Source organism: Priestia sp. P5 (assembly GCF_029522155.1).
GTDB lineage: Bacteria > Bacillota > Bacilli > Bacillales > Bacillaceae_H > Priestia > Priestia megaterium_E.
The window spans coordinates 2,341,583-2,364,187 of the sequence record NZ_JAKWFJ010000001.1 but is presented as its reverse complement, the minus strand read 5'-3'; the positions used below and the strand labels follow the sequence as shown (position 1 = coordinate 2,364,187).

The window sequence follows — 22,605 nt, the reverse complement described above, 5'->3', positions numbered from 1 at the left end:
AAATAGTGATAGACGCCTGTATAGCGTTAAACATTATATAGGATAAAAATGAAGGATAGATGGGCGTCATAAGAATGCTCTATCTATCCTTTTTGTATTATTGGAAAACGTGAGTATAGTTTAAAAGCACAATCAAGCAGGTGCTTTTATAAATACACCTAGTCGAATAAAAGACCTCTCATCAGGAAAACCTATAGTCAAAAACATGAGGGAGGTTCTTTTATGAAATTTGTAAATTTCTTCGCTAATCAGCGAGACAAACGACGGGAACAAATGCGCGAAGCAGGAACATGTCCAGATTGCTTAGGGAAACGATTCCACCATATTGGACTTTATTTTGTACATGTTTATGAGTGTCCGAGCTGTCAAGGCAAAGAAGATATGTAATAAAATCTTCAGAAGTAAGGCAAAGGCAGTCTCTATGCAGATTATGATCTGAAACCTTCTTATTTTAGAGAAGGTTTTTATTTTTTTGAAGGTGAACGGTTGCTTGTATGTTTTGTGTTAGCAATCTTTACATATTTATTTTCTGTCTAACTAGATTCGATTAGTATAGTTATTAAGTTACTTTAATGTCTCAAGTTAGCAATTTAAATAAAAAGAAGGAAAGGATGAAGGAAAAAGGAAAAAGAGACTCGTAGCTTGCAATACTGTATTTCGAATATTAAATATGAGGAGCTGATGCTAGATGGCAACGTTACATTTAGATAAAGTATATAAAATATATGATAAAAAAAATATCGCCGTAAATGATTTTAACCTTCAGATTGGAGAGAAAGAGTTTGTTGTATTTGTTGGACCTTCAGGCTGTGGTAAATCTACTACCCTGCGAATGATCGCTGGTCTAGAAACAATTTCAAAAGGTGATTTTTACATTGATGGAGATCATATGAACGAAGTAGCTCCAAAAGATCGTGACATTGCTATGGTCTTTCAAAATTATGCTCTTTACCCTCATATGACTGTTCGAGAAAATATGGCATTTGGTTTGAAGTTAAAAAAAATAAAGAAAGACGAAATTGATAGACGGGTAAATGAAGCAGCCAAAACATTAGGTCTAGAAACATATTTAGATAGAAAGCCAAAAGCTTTATCCGGAGGGCAGCGTCAGCGAGTTGCTTTAGGTCGTGCTATTGTTCGGGAAGCAAAAGTTTTCTTAATGGATGAACCATTATCTAATTTGGATGCGAAGCTGCGAGTACAGATGCGTGCTGAGATTATTAAACTGCATCAAAGGCTGCAAACAACAACAATCTATGTGACGCATGATCAAGTGGAAGCTATGACAATGGCTACTCGCCTAGTTGTTATGAAAGACGGGATTATTCAACAGATCGGAACTCCTCAAGATATTTATAGATATCCTAGGAATGTATTTGTAGGCAGTTTTATTGGATCGCCCGCAATGAATGTTTTTCGGGGATATCTCCAAGGCCCTTATTTTATAATGGGAAAAACTAAAATACAGCTTCCTGATTTTCTAATACACGCTTTACATTCTCAAGGTTATAATGAGAAAGAGGTCATAATGGGTGCGCGTCCTGAACACATTGTATATCATAAAAAGGATAGTAAGAGAGAGTTGAACAATGAGTTTTGCTTCACTACGACACTAGATATGATAGAGGTACTAGGTGCTGAAACAATTTTATATGCTAGTTTAGAAAAGCAAACGTTTGTGGCTCGAGTGCCTCTTCTATGTGAGTTTGAAGCAGGGGACAAAAGCGCTTTTTCGTTGAATTTAACCTACGTGCATTTCTTTGATGGAGAAACAGAAGAGCGCATTTCTACAAATATAGATAAAAAAGTTAAATATTCTGATAAATGTATTGACTAGTTAACGCTTGCGGTTTAATATAACAATATATAACATTACATAATGTTGTATATCATATTTTATTTGAGGAGTGGGGAAAATGAGCAAAACGGTAGTGAATGTAAAAAATGATGTGCAAGCCGTATTAAACGAATTAAAAAGCAAGCAAATTCGTAATGTGTTTTTCGTCGCATGTGGAGGATCTTCTGCGATCATGTATCCAGCTAAGTATGTACTAGATCGAGAAGCTCAACATATTACATCCGATTTGTATAGCTCGAACGAATTTATCCACCGCAATCCGCAGCAGCTAGGAAAAGACTCCTTAGTTATTTTATGTTCCATGTCAGGAACAACTCCTGAGACTACAGAAGCAGCTAAGTTCGCTAAAAGCAAAGGCGCTTATGCTGTAGCCTTAACAAATGAACCTACTTCACCTTTAGCACACAGCGCAGATATTTTTATTAAGTATGAGTGGGGCAATGATATCGATGCTTTTGAAACAAACTTAGGCGTTTTATATCAGCTTGTATTTGGTCTCTTATACGTAGCGGAAAAAAATGATAAATTTGCAAAGTTAGTTACCAGCTTAGAAAATCTACAGTCTGTTTATGAAAAAGCTCTAGAACACGAAGCGAGCAACGCAAGAAAATTTGCTGAATCACATAAGTCTGAACCGGTTATTTATACAATGGCTAGCGGTTCGAACTATGGAGCAGCATATTCATTCAGCATCTGTATCTTGATGGAAATGCAGTGGATTCATTCTCACGCTATTCACGCCGGAGAGTATTTCCACGGTCCATTCGAAATTATTGATGAAAACGTACCGTTTATCATCCTAGCTGGACTAGATGAAACGAGACCTTTAGAAGAACGCGCCTTATCATTCTCTAAAAGATATGGAAAGAAATTAACTGTTCTAGATGCAAAAGCATATGATTTCGAAGGGATTGATAAAGATGTGCAAGGGTATATTGCTCCTCTTGTATTAAACCGTGTACTGCGTCAGTATGCCGAAGAATTAGCTGAAGCACGCAATCATCCTTTAAGTAAAAGACGCTACATGTGGAAAGTAGAATATTAATAATCTCCTAATAAAGATAGAAATCTGTATATTTTCTCTACGAGTTATACTATAATGTTATAAAACATTATAGTATAACTTATATATGAAAGCACTTACAATAAGGGGGTTTCTATATGAAAAAGACAAATTTAATCTTAGCCTCACTTTTAAGTTGTTCTTTAATGCTCGGGGGGTGTGCTGGAAAACAAACGTCTTCAGACTCAGACACAGGAAAGATAACATTAACATTCTTTCACAGATGGCCAAAAGAACCTGAAAAAAGCTACTTTGAAGAAGTTGTAAAAGAATTTGAAAAACAGCACCCTGATATTGATATTAAAACAGAAGCGGTCTTAAACGATTCGTATAAAGACAAAATTAAAGTTATGACAGGCACTAATACCCCTCCTGATGTGTACTTTTCTTGGAGCGATGAGTTTGCTAGACAATTTGTCAGAGGAAACAAAGCCTTAGATTTAACCTCTTATTATAAGAAGGATTCAGCGTGGTCTTCCAAGCTTGTTCAATCTCAAATTAAACCATATACCGTTAATAAGAAAATTTACGGTGTTCCTGTCACAATGGATGGGAAAATGTTTTTTTACAACAAAGATATCTTCGATAAATTAGGATTAAAAGCGCCTACAAACTGGAACGAGCTACTAAATGTTTTAAGCGTGTTAAAAAAGAAGCATTATACAGCTTTAGAATTTGGAAGCCAGGATACATGGACCATTTCTCACTACGTAGGAACCTTAAATCAGCGCATGGTAAAACGTGACGTTCTTTCAAAAGACTATAATTCAAAAACTGGCACATTCACGGATAAAGGCTATGTAAAAGCTCTAGAAAAATTAGAAGAATTAGTTCCTTACTTTAATAAAAATACAAATTCGATTGATCATGAATATGCAAGACAACAATTTTCAAATGGAAAAGCAGCTATGTTTTATGCTGAAACCGCTGAAATTAAGCTTTTCGGTCCAACGAAATTTAAGATTGGGATGTTTAATTTTCCTAAAGTGGAGGATGGAAAAGGAAATGCTACTAATTTAACTGGATCACCTGAAGGGTTTATGATTTCTTCTAAAACAAAACATCCAAAAGAAGCGATGGAATTTCTTGAATTTTTAACGTCAAAACAAATGGGTGAAAAACTAGTAAAAGAAGTAGGGAAATACAGTGCAGTAAATGATACTGCTAACAGCAGCAATTCAACACCGGAGCAATTAGAAGCAGTAGATAATATTTTACAAGCCAAAGAGATGGCTCCATGGTTTGATATGGCAATCGATGCTCGAATTGCAGATGCTTATTTAACAGGGGCTCAGCTTATGCTAAATGGTGATAAAACACCTAAAGAAGTAATGAAAGATGTACAAAAAGCGGCAGCGAGTGTTCGTGCTGAATCTAAAAAGTAAGGAAGTGAAAAAGCAATGTTAAAACGCAATAAGCTAACTCCTTATTTATACCTTCTTCCTGCATTTGCTTTTTTACTACTTGTGTACATCCCTATTTTTCAGAATATTTGGGATAGTCTTTATGAGTGGAGTACATTTTCACCAGACAAGGTTTTTGTAGGAATAGATAATTATGTGCACTTATTTAAAGACCCTGTTTTTTATCAGGCACTCAAAAATAATATTCTTTATGCGGTTATTTCAATTATTTTTCAAGTAGGAGGCGGTCTAATTGTGGCTGCCGTTTTAGAAGATAAACTTATTCGAAGATTTTCTCCTTTTTTTCGAACGGTTTATTTTTTACCAGTAGTCGTTTCGATGACCGTTATCGCCTTATTATTCACTTTTTTCTACAATCCTGAAGTAGGGCTTTTAAATCAAGTGCTCAAAATGATCGGATTAGATTCATTGGCAAAACCTTGGCTAGGGGACGGTGATACGGCTATTTATGCAGTTATTGCTGTATCTCAGTGGCAGTCTATCGGTTATATTGCCATGCTATATATTGTAGCGATACAAAAAATCTCACCTGAATTGTATGAAGCAGCTGAAATAGACGGCGCTAATAAATTTAAAATGTTCTTTCATATTACTGTACCGCAAACAAAAGAAATGACATTTGTAGCTGTTATTTTAACACTCACTGGTGCTTTTACAGTATTTAATGAACCTTATATTTTAACTGGAGGCGGACCGGGTACATCATCTGAAGTCCTAAGTACGTATTTATACAAAACAGCCTTTTCGAAAGATATGATGGGCTACGCTTCTTCAATTGCTACTGTCATTTTAATTATTACGCTGTTGATTTCTCTTGTTCAAATGAAAGCATTTAAAACAGGAAAGGAAGACGCTTGATGCAGATGCCTAAAACAAATGTCACCTTACCTAATGTTGTCAATACAGCCACTAAAGAAAGAAAAAAGAAGAGGTACACAGGTGTAACGATAGTATATGTCGGACTGATCGTCTATTTTATTGTCATTGCGTATCCCTTGCTTTGGATGATTATAAGTTCTTTTAAAAGCACGGATGAAATCTTTACTCACAGCTGGTCTATGCCGCATACTTGGCTCATTGAAAATTACGTGACAGCGTGGAAAAGCGGAATATCTTCTTACTTTTTAAACAGCGTGATCGTCACGGGCGCGTCTTGTTTTTTGACGGTTCTGGTCAGTGCGTTAGGAGCTTATGGACTATCACGCTTTGAGTTTCAAGGAAAAGCTTTTGTCCTTATTATATGTCTGGGAGGACTTATGCTTTCTCCTCAGGTAAGTTTAATTCCTTTGTATAGCATTATTCAAAAACTTGGAATCTATAATACACACTTGGCGTTGATCCTGCCTTATGTTGCTTATCGAATTCCTTTAACCATCTTGTTAATTCGAGCTTATTTTCTTTCGATTCCAAAAGAACTGGAGGAAGCAGCTCGGTTAGATGGATGTACAAGCTTGGGGATTTTATTTCGGATTTTTATTCCAATGAGCACGCCCATTTTATTAACAACGACAATTTTGACAGCTTACTACACATGGAATGAATTTATGTTTGCTATTATCTTTATCGACGACGACAGTTTGCGTACAATCCCAGCAGGATTAATGCAATTTAGAGACGCTTTGCAAACAGATTGGGGAGTATTACTAGCTGGACTGACCATTTCAGCAGCACCGATTGTTATGTTGTTTTTATTTATGCAAAAATATTTTATCCGTGGCATTGCTAACGGAAGTGTTAAATAATAGGAGGACAAGCAGATGAAACTAATTGGAGTAGGGGATAATGTAGTAGATTACTATAAAGATCAAGGAAAGATCTATCCAGGCGGTAACGCACTAAATGTGGCCGTATTTTATAATAGATTGAGCAATCATCAGTCTTCCTATATGGGAATCGTAGGGAATGACGAATCGGCAGAGCATGTAGTAAATACTCTGCAGCAAGAAAAGATGGATATTAGCAGAGTAAGAAGAGCTGTAGGCGAGAATGGAATGGCGGTTGTAACACTTGATGAACAAGGTGATCGGATTTTTGTAGGATCAAATAAAGGGGGCGTTCAATCTAGATTAAAACTAATGCTGAATGAATCGGATTTAACCTATATTCGTCAGCACGATCTTCTTCATACGAGCGTTTTTAGTCATTTAGAATCTGACCTTCCGTTGCTACATAAAATCATTGATATTTCCTTTGATTTTTCTACGAGATACGATGAGGAATATTTACAGCAAGTATGTCCATATATCAGCTATGCATTTTTCTCAGGAAGCAGCCTGCCAGAAGAAGAGTGTATGAATTTAATAAAGCGAGTACACTTGTTAGGAACCAGTGTCGTATGCGTGACAAGAGGAGAAGAGGGAGCTTTATTATCAGTCGAAAACCAATTATTTAAACAGCCTATAATTCCTACAAATGTAGTGGATACGCTTGGGGCTGGAGATTCTTTTATAGCTGGTTTTCTTTCTTCTTATCTACCAGAAAAAAACACAGCCAAAGCCCTCCATAATGGAGCATTGGTGGCATCACAAACTTGTCAGAATTACGGAGCTTTTGGATATGGGAAAGAATATCATACAGACTGTGAAATGGTTTTAAAATGAATAAAATAGCGCCTTTGCTTTTGAAGCAAGGCGCTATTTTATTAAGAATTAGAACTGTCTATAGTGAACGTAACGCGATTCGCAGGGTAGTGTAGAAAAGATGAATGAATCGGTCTTTTTTGTGCATCATACGCCACTTTTTCCACTTTAAACAGCGGCTCTCCGACTTCACATTCTAAATGTTTTGCTTCATCCACATTTGCAAATACCATGTTCAATAATTTTTTATTATGAACCGGAGCAATATTGTACTTGTTTTTTATAGTATCGTACATTGAAACTGAATTATGGACGTGCTGATCTAAGTGTGGTAACAATTCTAAGGAGTAATGAGAAATTTCTAAGGTAAGAGGCTGGTCGTCATAATACAGGATGCGCTGCAGTTCAAGGACTTCACTTTCTGGAGGGATTGATAACATCTTTGCCACATGAGCTTTTACAGGTTTTATACCAAAAGACAAAATTTTAGTCTGCGGTACTTTCCCTAATTCCGACATATACTCTGTATGCCCATTAACGGCAAACAGCTCTCTCTTAGCTTTTGGATATTGAACAAAGGTTCCTTTTCCTTGCTGACGTATCAGAAGGCCTTCTTCTACTAAATCTAATACGGCTTTTCTTACCGTAATCCGACTTACTCCGTATATATCGCACAAATCCGTTTCAATTGGAAGTTTTTCACCCCGAGTATAAACTCCTTTATTAATATCTTCTGTAATAGCCTGTTTTAACTGCATATATAAAGGCGTAGAGCTATGAGTATTTAGCTTCATCTTTTTCCTCCTCTTTCCTAAATACTTTCTTTTGAATATAATTATATTATAACGTAATGTGATGTTATATTACAATTTGCTTTTCTTCCTTTTTATCATGTATGTTTGATACAAAAGAAAGAAAAGTTGGCGAATTCAAAGTTCTATAGCATTCACCTTTCTTTTCTATTAATTGAAAACATGGGTAATGGTTAGACAAGCAATAGAAAATATGCAACAATTTTTATTACCAGCTTCTTCAACATAAGATAAAATATAAAGAAGGTAAGAACTTTATAAAAAGGAGATTCCGCCATGGGTGAAAAAAAGAATATTGATATAGGTGGTCTTAGTTTTGCTTGGGATTTAGAAAAAGGACAATTTAGCTTTGAAGGAGAAGATGCGATCCTTTTTTGGATTTCTTCTGCCATGAAAACATTGTTTGACACAATCGAAGAAATATCTGGAGAAGAGGCAGCTTCTGTAGTACTGGAAACCACTGGCTTCCGACAGGGATTAGTAGTAGGAGAGTACTTTCAAAATATGAAAGGCGTAACGGTTTTTGAAGCGGCTGAGTTAATTACAAATACATACGCTTCGGCTGGATGGGGAAAAACCGCTATCAAATATTTAAATCCTGAAAGTAAAACTTTATCTGCTGAATTAAAAGACAGTTGGGAACATAAAATTAACGTGGCGCAAAAGAAAACAAAGGGAGGAAATTTTCTTCCGGCCCATTATGCAGGGATTTTTACAGGACTATTCGGAACAAATATTTGGTACAAGGTGATTCAACATCAAATAGAAGGGCATGAATGCACCACAGTAGAATACTTCCCTTCCAACATTGATATCACTCAAAATATTCATCAATTAGCCAGAAGAAAAGAAGCGCAGAAAATAGAACATTTGCAAAACATTGTAGCAGAAAAAACAGCTGAGTTAAAAGATCTTATTAAAAAGCTTTCTTCTCCTATTATTCCGGTTTTGGAAGGCATAGTCGTCGTTCCTTTGATTGGCAAATACGACGAGGATCGAACGGAAGATTTGATTGTCAATACATTAAATAACCTCCCAAAACATCAGGCTAATTATCTTGTGCTGGATTTAACCGGATTGGATAAAGAACTTACTGAATATACGGCAAGTCTTATTGAAAAATTAGGTGCAGCAGCGTCCTTGATTGGTACGAAAACAATTTTAGTAGGAATTTCTGCTGACTTAGGTTTAGTTATATCAAAGACCCATATTGATTTATCAAAATATGATTGTTTTCAAACATTGCAGCACGGCATTCATTATGCATTGGCACAAAGCGGACGAAGCATCGTTTAAAAGATATATTTGAAATATAACAAAATGCACTCATTCAGCATTATAACAAATCTCTTTATCAAAGAACGGAAATGTATTGAAGGATTTCATTTTTCAAAAGAAGAATTGACATGAAACCAAAAGGTGTTATATTATTTTTATATAAAACCTTTTGGTGTTATTTTTTAAAAAGGAGAATGAAGATAACAATGAATGATAAAAGTGTAGTAGAAGATGTAAAACAGAAGATAATATTTAACGCGCCGATTCAAAAAGTTTGGGATAAAGTAGCAACCGCAGAAGGGCTCCAACAATGGTTCATGCCTAATGATTTTCAGCCTCAGGTAGGATATGAATTTCATTTACAATCGCCTTTTGGACCATCTCCGTGTAAAGTATTAGAAATAGATGCACCAAACTATCTTTCTTTCTCTTGGGATACGGATGGATGGATCGTTTCGTTTACCTTAAAAGAAATGGGTAATCAAACTGAATTTACGCTTATTCATAGCGGGTGGAAAGAAGCTGAAACACTTCTTGAAAAAGCAAACGAAAAGAGTTCAGTGGTACGAGATAGAATGAGCTACGGGTGGATTCGTCTCGTGAATGAAAAACTTCGAAAGGTTGTTGAAAACTAAATGACTTCATCAGCTGCCAAGCATGATATCTTTCAAGCCATTGCTGATCCTACTCGAAGAAAAGTACTTGAGCTGCTTTCTGAAAAAGAATTGCCTATTTCAGAAATAACGTCTCATTTTTCAATAAGCCGTACCGCTATTGTGAAGCATCTTCATATACTTTCAGAAGCAGACCTAGTCCATGGACAAAAAAAAGGCAGAGAAAAAGTGTATCATCTTCAGCCAGAGCCTTTAAAAAAAGTACAAGATTGGCTTTCTTACTACGAACAATTTTGGACAAACAAATTATCTATTCTTCAGCATATTGTTGAAAGAGACGAAGAAAGAAATCAATAGAAAAAGCATAAAAACGTTTTTTATAAGGAATATAGCAAAGCCAGTCGTTAAAAAGACTGGCTGTTTTACATAAAAGCTGGTTTTATTCTAGAAGGACAAATAAAAGAAAGATGCAGAACACCATAGGGCATTTCTTAAAATAAAAAGATAGACCTTTAGAAGAAAAAAAGGGGGAAACAGAGTAATGAACAAGCTTTTATTTTACGGAACGAGCGATGCTCAAGGAGTGCCTCGATTATTATGTGACTGTAAAGTATGTACACAAAAAGATCCATTAAATCAGCGCACAAGACCTAGTGCACAGTTCACACTGGACGGTAACGTGTGTTTGATTGATGTATCACCTGATTTTAAACATCAATTTCATTTATACAATAACAAAAAAATCCCTTCTACCGTGTTTATTACTCATCCTCACAATGATCATGTTGCTGGTTTAGGGGATTTAGCTGACTTATGCTATTGGAATAATGTAAATACAGAAGTCGTAGGAGCGCCTGAAGTCATCAGCGAGTTAACCGAAAGATTTCCTTATCTCACAAAAAGAAAAGGGCTTATCTTTAATGGCACGTTAAAATGGGAAAACGGAGAAACGACCATCACGTTTCATAAAGTGAATCACGGATTTAACGGTCATTCCTACGGCATTGTGGTTCATCAAAAACAAGGGGAACGCTGGGCGTATGTATCCGATTCTTTTAATGTGACAAAAGAACAGTGGCAGCCCTTTTACCACTTAGATTTACTGATATTCGGTACATCTTTTTGGAAAGAATATCTTCAAAAAGAAAAAAGATCCGTATATGATGTGACAGAGGCAATGGAGATCAAAGCGAAGCTACAGGCAAAAACCATGGTGTTTACTCATTTATCACATGATATCGATATCCGAAAGCACGCCGAGATGCTCTCAGATAAAAACGTAAGCTTTGCCTATGACGGACGCGAGATTTTATTACCTTAAGTATAGTGATGCACAGAAAGGATTTTGAAGAATAATTCCAAACTAACGAGGCAGAAGAGGTTGGGATGCAGGAATATCTTGCAGTAGGAACGAACATGACACTAAATTGGATTTAAAGAGGGGATAGTGTTATGGAGAGTATTATAGAAAAAGCAACTAACATTGGTGAATTATCTCGATTTCTATCAGAAATAAATAGAAAGAAAACATCACACATTGGTTATTGTGGTAGAAAAAAAGAAGAAATCCACCAGACATTAAAAGAAGAGTTTATTAGTAGTGATGGAGGTATCAAGTTTCTAATCGCCAGAGATAAGACAGGGGAAATTTTAGCGGCTATTGGATTTGATATCGAAGAAACGGTAGCAGAAGTGTGGGGACCTTTTAATAAAACATCTTCTATTTATTTGCAATATCAATTATGGAAACAGTTAGTTAATGAAAACCCTTTGATTCAAAAATTTCATTTTTTTATCAATAAAGAAAATGAGCTGCAACAAGTATTTATGAATGAAATAAAAGCAAAAAAGACTGGTGAACACTCCATCTTAGAAATTAAAGAACAAAATTTTGATAAAGTTACTGAAATGAAAAGTGAGTCATTTAAACATAGTGATTTTCAAGCATTTGAAACGCTGCATAATGCAATGTTTCAAAATACTTATTACAATGGAAAAACAATTATTGAGAGACTTAACGATAGAAATATGTTAAAGATACTTAAAAATATTTCTAACGAGTTGCAAGGTTATGCGTACTTTGAAGTCGATACTGAGATGGGAGAGGCCTCATTGGAATATATTTGTATTTCGAGGAATGCTCAGAGTCAAGGTCTGGGAACGATGTTGTTAAAAGAAGTTTTAACAGAGATGTTTTTATTTCCACAAATTGATGAAATTAAACTAACTGTTGATAAAGCAAATAGTCAAGCAAATCGAGTATATATGAAAGTTGGTTTTGAACCAAAAGATATTCTTATAAGTTATCACCTCAAACTGTAAAAGAGTTAAGTTCAATGAGGGCGGAGAACATTAAGTGTAAAAGCGCTCGGATTTTTTTGAGCGCTTTTACTTATCATTTATATTGCTGATTTGTAGTTCTAACTTATGCTTCTTTCTATCAACCGAATCCGTTAGAAACAAGGCAATTCTTTTTTTATTGTAAATTAGATACGCTCGATAAAATCACTCACAACTTTGTTAAACCGATCGCTTTCTTCGAGAAAAGGGCAGTGGCAGCTGTTCTCAAAAACTTCAAGTACAGAACCTGAAACCAGCTTTTGAATATGCCTTCCAGCCGCTACAGGAATGAGCTTTTCTTCTTTTCCAAAGCACAGTAAAGTAGGAATTGTAATAAACGGGAGGAATTCTCGATAGTCCACAATGGATTGATCAAACAAAATAGCACTAGCTATCGACTCGGGCATTTTCGTTACTTCTTTCATAATCCAATGTTTATCTTTTTCAGTTAATTCATCCTTAAACATAAGCGGAATAAAACTTTCTAATGTACTTGTTCGATCAAGCTGAATACCTTGCATAAGCGAAATAAGGGCAGGTAAATCAAATGCACCGATTGGAAAGTCTGGCCATTTAAAGTCTGAAGCCATTTCATCTACAATAATATTCCCTTTTACATTTTCTTGACCAAATTGTTTCAAATATTCCCATACAACAAAAGCACCCATCGACCAGCCTACTAATATGACGTCTTTTAATTGATGAGTGGTTGTAAACTCATGCACGTCACGAGCATAAGTGGAAACTGTATGGCCGTATGGAGTATGACTTGAATTTCCATGTCCTCTTAAATCCAAAAGAATAGTTTGATACTGTTTTGAAAAAAAAGCAAGCTGGTTGTGAAAAAAACGACTGCTCATCCAAACTCCGTGAATGAAAATAATAGGTGTTCCTTCCCCTTGTTGTTCATAGTACAAAGTTGCACCGTCCTTTAATGTATAAAAAGGCATCATTTTTGCCCCCCATCTCAAAGATTTATATCTCATCATGTATGCGCGGACCCATTCATGTAGAACGTATCGCGTCAATAAAATTTTTATTGAAGAACAAATCCTAGAAGTGAACGCTTTGATATGTTATACTATTACAGGCTTAAATACTGTATGTTTTTGAAACAATCATTCACTGTAATACTTTTTAGATAGAAGCATCCTCATAAAAAGGATGTTGTTTTTGTCATAATGTACCTTTAAGTAATGAATTGTTACCATCAATTCGGTTCACAATAACCGACCTACATGCATTATATCTTGCAAATATAAACAGATAGGTGGAAGAAGCAACATGACTGAAAGAAAACCATATCAAGTACTACTATATTATTTGTACACTCCAATTGAAAATCCTGAAGAGTTCACAGCTCAGCACTTGGCATTTTGTAAAGAGCTTGAATTAAAAGGACGTATTTTAATTGCGGCTGAAGGGATCAATGGAACGGTATCAGGAACAGTTGAACAAACAGATAAATACATGGAAACGATGAAAAATGATCCTCGTTTTGAAGATATTGTATTTAAAATAGACGAAGCAGATGAACATGCGTTCAAAAAAATGCACGTGCGTCACCGCAAAGAATTAGTAACTCTTCGATTAGAAGAAGATGTGAATCCTCTTCGCGTAACGGGTAATTACTTAAGCCCAAAAGAATTTTATCAAGCGATGCAAGATGAGAATACGGTCGTAATTGATGCACGAAACGATTATGAATACGATTTAGGTCATTTCCGAGGAGCTGTTCGTCCGGATATTCAAAACTTCCGTGAGCTTCCTGAATGGATTCGCGACAACAAAGAGCAGTTTGAAGATAAAAAAATCTTAACGTACTGCACAGGCGGTATTCGCTGTGAAAAATTCTCTGGATGGCTTCTTGAAGAAGGTTTTGAAGATGTAAGCCAACTTCACGGAGGCATTGTAACATACGGAAAAGATCCGGAAGTACAAGGTGAACTTTGGGATGGTCAGTGCTATGTATTTGATGAGCGCATCAGTGTACCAGTTAACCAAAAAGAGCATGTGATTGTCGGAAAAGACCACTTTACCGGCGAGCCTTGTGAACGCTATGTTAACTGCTCAAACCCAGAATGCAATAAGAAAATCTTAGCTTCTGAAGAAAATGAACACAAATATTTACGCGCTTGTTCACATGAATGCCGAGTGAGCCCTCGTAACCGCTATGTAAAAGAACACGGTTTAACAGAAGAAGAGTTTGCAGCACGTGTTAAAGAATTAGAAAAAGAACACGTAACTTTATAATAAAAAAAGCAGCACGCTTTGTATAGCGTGCTGCTTTTTTTATGAAAAGATTCTCTTAGAACCTGGTGTTTAAAGAATGTCATACAACGGGTATTTATGAAAAAGGTAAGATATTCCTAGCTTTTTTATTTTTTAAAAAGAATATTTTTTTAAGAAAGCGATTATAAAAAAATGATTGTACATAAAAACGAAAAAGGAGCTTGAAAATGGAAGCAAAAATCGAAAAAAAGTACGATGGCCGTTTGCTTGAAGGACCCCTATGGGATGAAGAAAATCAAAAATTAGTGCTAGTAGACATTTTAGATAAAAAGCTTCTTACGTACGATCCAAAAACGACAACCTTAGAAGGTATTGCTCTTCCTTCAGTCGTTACAAGTGTTTCTAAAACCAATCATTCAAAATTGATTGTCTCCACCCGTAATCAGCTGCTTTTAGTTGATAAAAACAAAAAGAATCATGAAGAGTATATCCGTTTAGATACTCTTGAAAAAACCATGCGTTTTAATGACGGTAAATGTGATCCATATAACCGCTTTTGGATTGGAACGATGAGTGAAGAAGATGAAGAAGGAAAAGCCCAGCTGTACGTAGTAGATGAAAAAGGTGTCATTAAGAGCGCTAAAGAAGGATTAAGCGTGTCAAACGGGCTAGCTTGGAATCGAACAGGAGACAAATTCTTTCTGGTTGATTCACCGAAAAATAAAATTATGTCTTATTCATTTTCGAAAGAAACAACAAGGCTCGAAGATGAAAAAGTGGTGATTGACCTTTCAGATATGGACGGGTTTCCTGATGGAATGACAATTGATGAACACGACCGATTATGGGTAGCGCTTTGGGGAGGTTCGAAAGTTATTTGTGTAGATCCAGAGAAAGGAGAAATTATAGAATCTATTCATCTTCCTGTTTCCAATGTAACCTGCTGTACATTTGGAGGAGACGATTTACAAACTTTATTTATCACCACAGCTAAGGAAGAAGAAAAATACGAAGAAGCTGCCGGCTCTCTTTTTTCATGCCGAGTAGGAGTAAAAGGCGTACCGGCTTATACTTACGTATATTAGACCAGCACTTATCAAAATGTAATGATTCAGCCCAGTAACGATAGATATTAAATGTAGTTTCTACAACTCCTTTGCACTGCGTTCATTACCTTTACATTTTATTCATTATGAGGAAGAGGAATAAAACATGACGATAACGAATTTCCATAAAGGAGCCTTTCAAAGAATATGAATACTTGTATTAGGTAATAATGGGTAAAGGTACAAAAGGAGGAATTGTTTTGGAACAAACATTGTATGAAAAAGTGGGCGGACAAGAAGCGATTGAAAAAGTAGTAGACTATTTTTATTCTGAGCTTGTTTTAAAAGACGAAACAGTTAGTCACTTTTTCGAGCACACGGATATGGATAAACAACGTCGACATCAAGCCAAGTTTATAAGCTTTGCCTTAGGTGGACCGAATCAATATTCAGGAAAGTCGATGGCCAAAGCGCATGCAAATATGAATATTCAACCCGAACATTTTAATGCAATTGCTAAGCATCTTCACGATGCACTTGCTCACTTTAATGTTGAAGAGCCTGATATTGACCAAGCATTAAGTAAAGTTGAATCCCTAAGAAATGATATTCAATATAAATAAATCATAAAAAAAGAAGGTTACTGTGACCTTCTTTTTTTATGCTCAAAGCTGTGATGTATGAAGGAAACATGGAAAAGACATCGTAATATGATAAAAATGCAATAGGTGAAAATATTTATCGAAAGTCTGGGAGTGGGAGTATGTCAGCAATTAATGGGAAGCAATACGTAGAGAGAATCAATCAATTAAAAGCAAATGTATGGGTTGATGGCAAGCTCGTAACAGGCAATATATCAGAACATCCGGCTTTTAAAGGAGCCATTAACAGTCAAGCTAAGCTTTATGATCTTCAGCATGATAAAAAAATCAAAGATATCATGACATACCAATCTCCGGCTTCTAAGGAATTTTTCGGTACATCTTATTTACAGCCTAAAACAAAAGAAGAGTTAAAAAAGAGGCGAGAGATGACTCAGCAGTGGGCTCGCTTAACTCACGGTATGATGGGGAGAAGTCCAGATTATATGAATACCGTATTGATGGCTTTTGCATCCTCTGCAGAACTCCTGAGAGGAGAAGAAAATTGCTTTCCTGAAAACATCATTTCTTATTATGAATATGTGAGAGAGCACGATTTATCGCTCACTCATACGTTCATCGATCCTCAAGTCAATCGAATCCAATTTTATTACGAGCAAAACGATGAACCGATAGCAGCAAAAATAGTTGATAAAAACAATGAGGGAATCGTTATCCAAGGCGCGAAACTGCTTGCTACACAGGGTGGAATGACGGATGAACTACTCGTACTGTCTTCAGCGGGCATTCAAGGAAAAGAAAAAGGATTTGCTTTTTCGATTCCAAGTAATACAAAAGGAATTAAATTTATTTGTAGAGAATCATTTGCAGGAAAAGATTCGACGTTTGATTATCCATTAAGTTCTAGATTTGAAGAAATGGATACAATTGTTGTCTTTGACCAAGTATTAGTACCGTGGAACCGCGTGTTTTTCTATGAAAATGTAGACGTATCAAATACATTTCTTTCTTCTAGTTCCTTCTCACCTTTTGCTCTGCATCAAGTAACTTCAAGGAGAATTGTCAAAACAGAATTTGTATTAGGTATTGTACAATCTCTGATTGAAACCATTAACATTACAGACTATCCGCATGTGCGAGAAAAAGCCACGGAGCTTATTATTGCGTTAGAAACGATGAAAGCTCTCGTGATGAAAGCAGAAGAAGAAGCGGAGATTGATACGTGGGGATACATGCGTCCGAATGAAACTACACTTCGTATTGCCGCAAATATATTTTCAAAAACATATCCTACCTTTACAGAGATTATCCAGCTTTTAGGTGCAAGCGGACTCATGGCAATACCGACTGAAAACACGTGCTGCTCATTTGTTAAAGAAGATATTACGCGTTATTTGCAAGCTAAATTGAGAGGAGCAGAAGATCGAATTAAGCTTTTTCGACTAGCATGGGATTTAACGATGAGTCCGTTTGGCACAAGAGAAACGCTGTATGAACGTTTTTTCTTTGGAGAGCCTGTACAGTTAACCAGTTATCTGTACTTATCTTACGATAAAGAGCGCTATGTACAGAGAGTCACCGATTTTTTGAAAAGTTAATGGAGAAAACTAATCTCCGCTGGGTATGATAGTTTAGTTACAAAAACAGCGGAGATGCTTATTGAATAAATTTGAAAAATCTGCAATAATTTTCAGGGAATCATTTTCGTGAACGCACTAAGGAATACTATAAAGATAGGATGTTACAATGAAGCAATTAATCTATTTTGGTTTAGAACAAGCAAAATCTTGTGTTTTTCCTGTTATTATTTTTCTTACATTGGCTATGACAAAAATAATTGAAGTACCGTTTATTTCTAGATATGACCTTATTTTATTAGTCTGTCTAGGAACTCAAGTTTTAATGGTAATGTTTAAACGAGAAACGCTTGATGAAGTAAAAGTCATCGCAATATTTCATTTAATTGGACTAGCGTTAGAACTCTACAAAGTTCATATGGGCTCATGGAGCTATCCGGAAAAAGCTTTCACTAAAGTATGGGGAGTTCCGCTGTACAGCGGATTTATGTATGCTAGTGTAGCAAGCTACATGTGTCAAGTGTGGAGAAGGCTTGAATTAAAGCTTGCGAATTGGCCTTCTACGTGGACTGTCAGTATACTAAGTATGGCTATTTACCTTAACTTTTTCACGCATCATTTTATTTACGATTTCCGCTGGTTTTTAAAACTTTTTACTTTACTTATTTTTTATCGAACTTTTGTATATTTTACGGTTAACAAACGTACATATCGCATGCCTTTAGTATTGTCTTTTGTACTGATTGGCTTTTTCATTTGGATCGCTGAAAATATCGCAACATTTTTCGGAGCATGGCAGTATCCAGATCAACAGCAGCAGTGGACAATGGTTCATATAAGTAAAATTAGCTCTTGGCTTCTTCTTGTGATTGTTAGTTTCTTGATTGTTGCTTTACTAAAGCATTTAAAAGAAAATCAAAGCCAATTTAAACAAAGGAAGAAATCCAAAGAAACAAACGAAATATATGAAAGATAGAAACATTACTATGTGCATGCTGTTAATATAAGGTACAGAATCTTTGGAGGCTTATATGCAAGAATACATTTTTTATCTTCCCTATTTTAAATCAGCGGGGAAGACCGTAGCAGTTACAAATGAAAATGGAGAAAACGTCGGACAGCTTAAAAGAATGCATAAAAATATGTGGACGAAAAGTATTGATTTTTTAACTCGTGATGGACTTCCAGTGTTAGATTCTATTTCTTGGTTTCCTATCTTTTCCTGCGGCTTAAGGGTACATTTACGAGTTCAATGGGAAGGAAGAACGGTGTTTATTGATCACGTAAAAAAACACCGGTGGGTGATAAAAGAAAATGGAAAAACAGTGGGGAATCTATTAGGTAAAGGAATAATTAAAAACGAAGGAGCACAAGAAATTAGATGGGGAAATAACGTCTACATGTTAAGCAGTCATGAAGCCATAGAGGAAGCGTGTATTTTTAATGGAAAAAGAGAAAAAGTCGCAGAGTTTAAATCAGACCTTTTTCATTTTAAAGAAGGCAAACACTCAATAAGAGTAACAGAAGAACTGCCCGTACCCATTTTTATCGCTTCTTACTATATAACTACTTTTATTATGCCATACATATAATCAGGCGCAGAATCATTCTGCGCCTGGTTTTTATATCATGATTTTACAAATATCATTTGTGAATTCAACGGGATCACTAATAGATAAGCCTTCAATTAGAAGAGCTTGGTTATATAATAAATTTGTATAAAGGTCTAATTTCCCTTTATCATTTTCAAATGCACCTTTTAAAGAAGCGAATACATCATGATTTACGTTAATTTCTAACACTTTTTCTGCTTTTACATGCTGATTGTCAGGCATAGCACTTAAAATTTTCTCCATTTCAATCGTTACTTCACCATCAGCTGATAAGCAAACGGGATGTGTTTTTAAACGTTTAGACGCGCGCACATCTCCTACTTTTCCCGCCAAAGCTTTTTTCATATAGTCAAATAGCTCTTTATTTTCTTTTTCCTCAGACTCATTGAGCTGTTCTGCTTCTGCTTCAATCCCTAAGTCACTGCTTGAAACAGATTTAAATTCTTTTTCTTCGTACGTCATTAACATTTTAATCGCAAATTCATCGATATCTTCTGTAAAATATAGAATTTCGTACCCTTTATCTGCAACCAATTCTGCTTGAGGAAGCTTTTCAATTCGGTCATACGATTCACCTGATGCATAATAGATATACTTTTGATCCTCAGGCATGCGCGATACATACTCATCTAGTGTTACGAGCTTTTTCTCTGTAGAAGAATAGAATAAAAGCAGGTCTTTTAATACGTCTTTGTTGCTGCCAAAGTCACTGTAAACGCCGTACTTCAGCTGGCGGCCAAATGATTCATAAAACTTCTCGTACTTTTCACGTTCGTTTTTAAGCAAGCTTTTTAATTCATTTTTGATTTTCTTGCCGATGTTTTTGGCAATCAGCTGAAGCTGGCGGTCTTGCTGCAAAATTTCACGTGAAATATTAAGAGATAAATCTTCAGAATCTACCATACCTTTTACAAAGCTAAAGTAATCTGGAAGAAGATCTGCACATTTATTCATAATTAAGACGCCGTTTGAATACAGTTCAAGCCCTTTTTCAAATTCTTTTGAGTAGTAATCAAACGGACTATTTTCTGGAATAAATAAAATGGCATTGTAGCGAATCGTTCCATCCACATTAATATGGAGGTGAGTGAGCGGTTTATCAAATCCGTAGCGCTTTTCTGAATAAAACTGCTCATAGTCTTCTGAAGTCAATTCATTTTTATTTTTCTTCCAGATCGGTACCATACTGTTGATAACTTGCTCTTCGGTATAATCTTCTAGCTCGTTATCAGAACCTTCTTTAGGACGTTTTTCCGTTATGTCCATTTTAATCGGGTAGCGGATAAAGTCTGAATACTTTTTAATGATCTCTTTTAAACGATACTCTTCTAGATACTCATCATATGTTTCATCTTCTGTATTTTCTTTAATTTTTAAAATGATTTGAGTTCCGACCGCTTCTTTTTCGCAAGGTTGGATTATATAGCCATCAGCACCAGTAGATTCCCATTTATATGCTTCATCGCTGCCTAACGCTTTACTAATCACTGTTACGACATCTGCCACCATAAACGCTGCGTAAAAACCAACGCCGAATTGGCCGATAATCGTGTGCCCGTCCTTTGTTTCATTTTCGTTTTTAAACGCAAGAGAACCGCTTCTCGCAATTGTGCCCAAGCTGCTTTCAAGCTCTTCTTGCGTCATGCCAATTCCAGTATCCGTAATGGTTAAGGTACGGTTAGTTTTATCTGGTGTTACTTTTATGTAATAGCTCTCTTTGTTAAAACGCAAGGAGTCGTCTGTTAAAGCTTTGTAATAAATTTTATCGATTGCATCGCTTGAATTTGACAGAAGTTCTCTCAAAAATACTTCTTTTTGAGAATAGATGGAATTAATCATCATCTCTAATAATCGCTTTGATTCGGCTTTGAATTCTTTTTTTGACATAAGAAGTTCTCCTTTCCAAATAGGGCTTATAAAACAATTAGCACTTGAGTGGATAGAGTGCTAATCACTCTTCTTATTTAACATGTATTAGGGTATTTGTCAATATATTAGGAGATTCACTAAAGAGATTAAAAATTAGACTGAAAAAAGCAAACTTTTAAAAAAAGGTTGAACGTTCTGAAAGAGTTTGCTAGAATATACTTAATTTCAAAGACTATATGTGACTGGCGAAACGCGGATAACCGTGAGGAAGCATATAGTGACGTAGCCGTTCGCCTGGGCAGAGGTAAGGGATTAATACATATCTCTTACCTCTTTCTGTTTAGGGGGAGAGGATATAGAAGTTACCAAACATGTAGGCTAAAAAACCAGACTTTTAAAAAAATTAAAAATGAAGTTCCTTTATCCAAGGGTAAAAACATGTAAAACTACGATGATAATCAGAGGAGAGTACAAAATGAGCACATTAACATTAGAAAAAGTACAAACAATCAAAACATTAAACAACATTGCACAAAAAGGTCTAAATGTTTTTAATCAAGAAGGTTATCAAATTGACAACGACAGCGAAAATCCAGATGCGATTGTCGTGCGTAGCTTTAACATGCACAGCATGGCATTTGACCAAAATTTAAAAGCTATTGCACGAGCTGGAGCAGGGGTTAATAATATACCGGTGGACGCTTGCACAGAGCAAGGTATCGTTGTATTTAATACGCCAGGAGCTAATGCAAATGCAGTAAAAGAAATGGTTTTAACTACAATTATGGCTTCTTCTCGTAACTTATTTGCTGGAGTTGAATGGACAAAAGGATTAGACGGCCAAGGTGATCAAATTCCTAAGTTAGTTGAAGCAGGTAAAAAACAGTTTGTTGGAAAAGAAATCAAAGGTAAAACATTAGGCGTTATTGGTTTAGGTGCAATTGGTGCTCTTGTAGCAAACGATGCGCTTGATTTAGATATGGACGTAATTGGTTTTGATCCATTCATTTCTGTTAATACAGCTTGGAATTTGTCTCGCAACGTACAGCGTGCAATGTCTCTAGAAGAACTATTTGCAGCATCTGACTATATTACGGTTCACGTTCCATTAACGGACGATACAAAAGGTGTTTTCAATAAAGAAACGTTTAGCATCATGAAACCAGATGTTCATATTTTGAACTTCTCACGCGGTGAGCTTGTAAACGAAGAAGATATGAAAGCTGCTCTTGAAAGTGGAAAAGTTGGTCGATATATTACAGATTTCCCAAATCAAAATGTCTTGAACATGAAAAATGTTGTGCCAATTCCTCATTTAGGGGCATCAACTCAAGAATCAGAAGAAAACTGTGCGGTAATGGCAGCACGTCAAGTGAAAAATTTCTTAGAAACAGGAAACGTTAAAAATTCAGTGAACTTCCCGAATGCATCTCTTCCTTACACTGGGAAAAAACGCGTAGCTGCTTTCCATCACAACGTACCGAATATGGTAGGACAACTTACGCAAGTATTCTCAAACTACAATTTAAACATCGCAGATATGGTGAACAGAAGCCGCGGTGAATATGCGTATACAATGATCGATATTGACAATCAAGTAAGTGACGAGATTGTGCCTGAGCTAGAAGAAAAAATTGGTCAAATTGAAGGAATTATTACAAGTCGTATTATCTAATTTGGTTACCCTCATATTTTAGT

22 protein-coding genes and 1 riboswitch are annotated in these 22,605 nt (G+C 35.8%); of the genes, 19 read left to right on the top strand and 3 right to left on the bottom strand.

Annotated elements, in window-relative coordinates; genetic code table 11:
• Window positions 1-222: 222 nt before the first annotated feature.
• From MMB69_RS12750 to MMB69_RS12720, 7 genes are all read left to right on the top strand, one after another.
• On the top strand, window positions 223-387 hold the full coding sequence (locus MMB69_RS12750) for a hypothetical protein (RefSeq protein ID WP_013057098.1): 165 nt from the start codon (window positions 223-225) through the stop codon (window positions 385-387).
• 301 nt (window positions 388-688) lie between these two features.
• The gene (locus MMB69_RS12745) at window positions 689-1,837 is read left to right on the top strand and encodes an ABC transporter ATP-binding protein (protein ID WP_277447832.1); all 1,149 of its coding nucleotides are present in this window, start codon (window positions 689-691) and stop codon (window positions 1,835-1,837) included.
• A 79-nt stretch (window positions 1,838-1,916) separates the two neighbouring features.
• Entirely contained in the window at window positions 1,917-2,903 is a 987-nt protein-coding gene (locus tag MMB69_RS12740) for an SIS domain-containing protein (protein ID WP_221783246.1), read from the top strand.
• A 116-nt stretch (window positions 2,904-3,019) separates the two neighbouring features.
• On the top strand, window positions 3,020-4,306 hold the full coding sequence (locus MMB69_RS12735; protein WP_277447831.1) for an ABC transporter substrate-binding protein: 1,287 nt from the start codon (window positions 3,020-3,022) through the stop codon (window positions 4,304-4,306).
• A 15-nt stretch (window positions 4,307-4,321) separates the two neighbouring features.
• The gene (locus tag MMB69_RS12730) at window positions 4,322-5,203 is read left to right on the top strand and encodes a carbohydrate ABC transporter permease (protein ID WP_277447830.1); all 882 of its coding nucleotides are present in this window, start codon (window positions 4,322-4,324) and stop codon (window positions 5,201-5,203) included.
• Entirely contained in the window at window positions 5,203-6,087 is an 885-nt protein-coding gene (locus tag MMB69_RS12725) for a carbohydrate ABC transporter permease (protein WP_098600457.1), read from the top strand. Before MMB69_RS12730 ends, MMB69_RS12725 begins: the two co-directional genes overlap by 1 nt.
• A gap of 15 nt (window positions 6,088-6,102) precedes the next feature.
• A complete protein-coding gene (locus tag MMB69_RS12720) occupies window positions 6,103-6,945 on the top strand; it encodes a fructoselysine 6-kinase (protein WP_221783254.1) in 843 nt (280 codons plus the stop codon).
• Between the two features lie 41 nt (window positions 6,946-6,986).
• On the opposite strand, the gene MMB69_RS12715 is transcribed toward MMB69_RS12720, so the two are convergent.
• Window positions 6,987-7,718 (bottom strand): GntR family transcriptional regulator, encoded by a 732-nt coding sequence (locus MMB69_RS12715; RefSeq protein WP_221783256.1) that lies wholly within the window; start codon window positions 7,716-7,718, stop codon window positions 6,987-6,989.
• Window positions 7,719-8,012: 294 nt separating this feature from the next.
• Between MMB69_RS12715 and MMB69_RS12710 the strand changes: the two genes are divergently transcribed.
• From MMB69_RS12710 to MMB69_RS12690, 5 genes are all read left to right on the top strand, one after another.
• Window positions 8,013-9,032 (top strand): STAS domain-containing protein, encoded by a 1,020-nt coding sequence (locus tag MMB69_RS12710; RefSeq protein ID WP_221783258.1) that lies wholly within the window; start codon window positions 8,013-8,015, stop codon window positions 9,030-9,032.
• Between the two features lie 188 nt (window positions 9,033-9,220).
• Entirely contained in the window at window positions 9,221-9,649 is a 429-nt protein-coding gene (locus MMB69_RS12705) for an SRPBCC family protein (RefSeq protein ID WP_264409185.1), read from the top strand.
• Window positions 9,650-9,985 carry an ArsR/SmtB family transcription factor gene (locus tag MMB69_RS12700; protein WP_221783262.1) on the top strand — a complete coding sequence of 112 codons (336 nt, stop codon included), beginning with the start codon at window positions 9,650-9,652 and terminating at the stop codon, window positions 9,983-9,985.
• A gap of 184 nt (window positions 9,986-10,169) precedes the next feature.
• On the top strand, window positions 10,170-10,949 hold the full coding sequence (locus MMB69_RS12695) for an MBL fold metallo-hydrolase (protein WP_221783264.1): 780 nt from the start codon (window positions 10,170-10,172) through the stop codon (window positions 10,947-10,949).
• A gap of 131 nt (window positions 10,950-11,080) precedes the next feature.
• Window positions 11,081-11,950: a GNAT family N-acetyltransferase gene (locus tag MMB69_RS12690; protein WP_277447829.1), complete on the top strand. Its 870-nt coding sequence runs from the start codon at window positions 11,081-11,083 to the stop codon at window positions 11,948-11,950.
• Between the two features lie 164 nt (window positions 11,951-12,114).
• Here MMB69_RS12690 and MMB69_RS12685 read toward each other — a convergent pair whose 3' ends face one another.
• A complete protein-coding gene (locus MMB69_RS12685) occupies window positions 12,115-12,918 on the bottom strand; it encodes an alpha/beta fold hydrolase (RefSeq protein ID WP_406626980.1) in 804 nt (267 codons plus the stop codon).
• Between the two features lie 334 nt (window positions 12,919-13,252).
• On the opposite strand from MMB69_RS12685, the gene trhO reads away from it, so the two are divergent.
• The 6 genes from trhO (at window position 13,253) to MMB69_RS12655 (ending at window position 19,017) form a co-directional block, all read left to right on the top strand.
• The gene (gene trhO / locus MMB69_RS12680) at window positions 13,253-14,221 is read left to right on the top strand and encodes an oxygen-dependent tRNA uridine(34) hydroxylase TrhO (protein ID WP_221783270.1); all 969 of its coding nucleotides are present in this window, start codon (window positions 13,253-13,255) and stop codon (window positions 14,219-14,221) included.
• A gap of 206 nt (window positions 14,222-14,427) precedes the next feature.
• Entirely contained in the window at window positions 14,428-15,285 is an 858-nt protein-coding gene (locus MMB69_RS12675) for an SMP-30/gluconolactonase/LRE family protein (protein ID WP_221783272.1), read from the top strand.
• A 221-nt stretch (window positions 15,286-15,506) separates the two neighbouring features.
• Window positions 15,507-15,869 carry a group I truncated hemoglobin gene (locus MMB69_RS12670; protein WP_025751868.1) on the top strand — a complete coding sequence of 121 codons (363 nt, stop codon included), beginning with the start codon at window positions 15,507-15,509 and terminating at the stop codon, window positions 15,867-15,869.
• A 140-nt stretch (window positions 15,870-16,009) separates the two neighbouring features.
• Window positions 16,010-17,446: a 4-hydroxyphenylacetate 3-monooxygenase, oxygenase component gene (gene hpaB / locus MMB69_RS12665; RefSeq protein WP_221783274.1), complete on the top strand. Its 1,437-nt coding sequence runs from the start codon at window positions 16,010-16,012 to the stop codon at window positions 17,444-17,446.
• A 148-nt stretch (window positions 17,447-17,594) separates the two neighbouring features.
• On the top strand, window positions 17,595-18,401 hold the full coding sequence (locus MMB69_RS12660) for a DUF817 domain-containing protein (protein WP_221783276.1): 807 nt from the start codon (window positions 17,595-17,597) through the stop codon (window positions 18,399-18,401).
• A 55-nt stretch (window positions 18,402-18,456) separates the two neighbouring features.
• A complete protein-coding gene (locus MMB69_RS12655; protein ID WP_264409188.1) occupies window positions 18,457-19,017 on the top strand; it encodes a tubby C-terminal domain-like protein in 561 nt (186 codons plus the stop codon).
• A 30-nt stretch (window positions 19,018-19,047) separates the two neighbouring features.
• On the opposite strand, the gene htpG is transcribed toward MMB69_RS12655, so the two are convergent.
• Window positions 19,048-20,925 (bottom strand): molecular chaperone HtpG, encoded by a 1,878-nt coding sequence (gene htpG, locus MMB69_RS12650; protein WP_277447828.1) that lies wholly within the window; start codon window positions 20,923-20,925, stop codon window positions 19,048-19,050.
• A 210-nt stretch (window positions 20,926-21,135) separates the two neighbouring features.
• Window positions 21,136-21,214, top strand: a riboswitch (ZMP/ZTP riboswitch).
• A gap of 168 nt (window positions 21,215-21,382) precedes the next feature.
• On the opposite strand from htpG, the gene MMB69_RS12645 reads away from it, so the two are divergent.
• Window positions 21,383-22,582 (top strand): phosphoglycerate dehydrogenase, encoded by a 1,200-nt coding sequence (locus MMB69_RS12645; RefSeq protein ID WP_013057119.1) that lies wholly within the window; start codon window positions 21,383-21,385, stop codon window positions 22,580-22,582.
• Window positions 22,583-22,605: the final 23 nt, after the last annotated feature.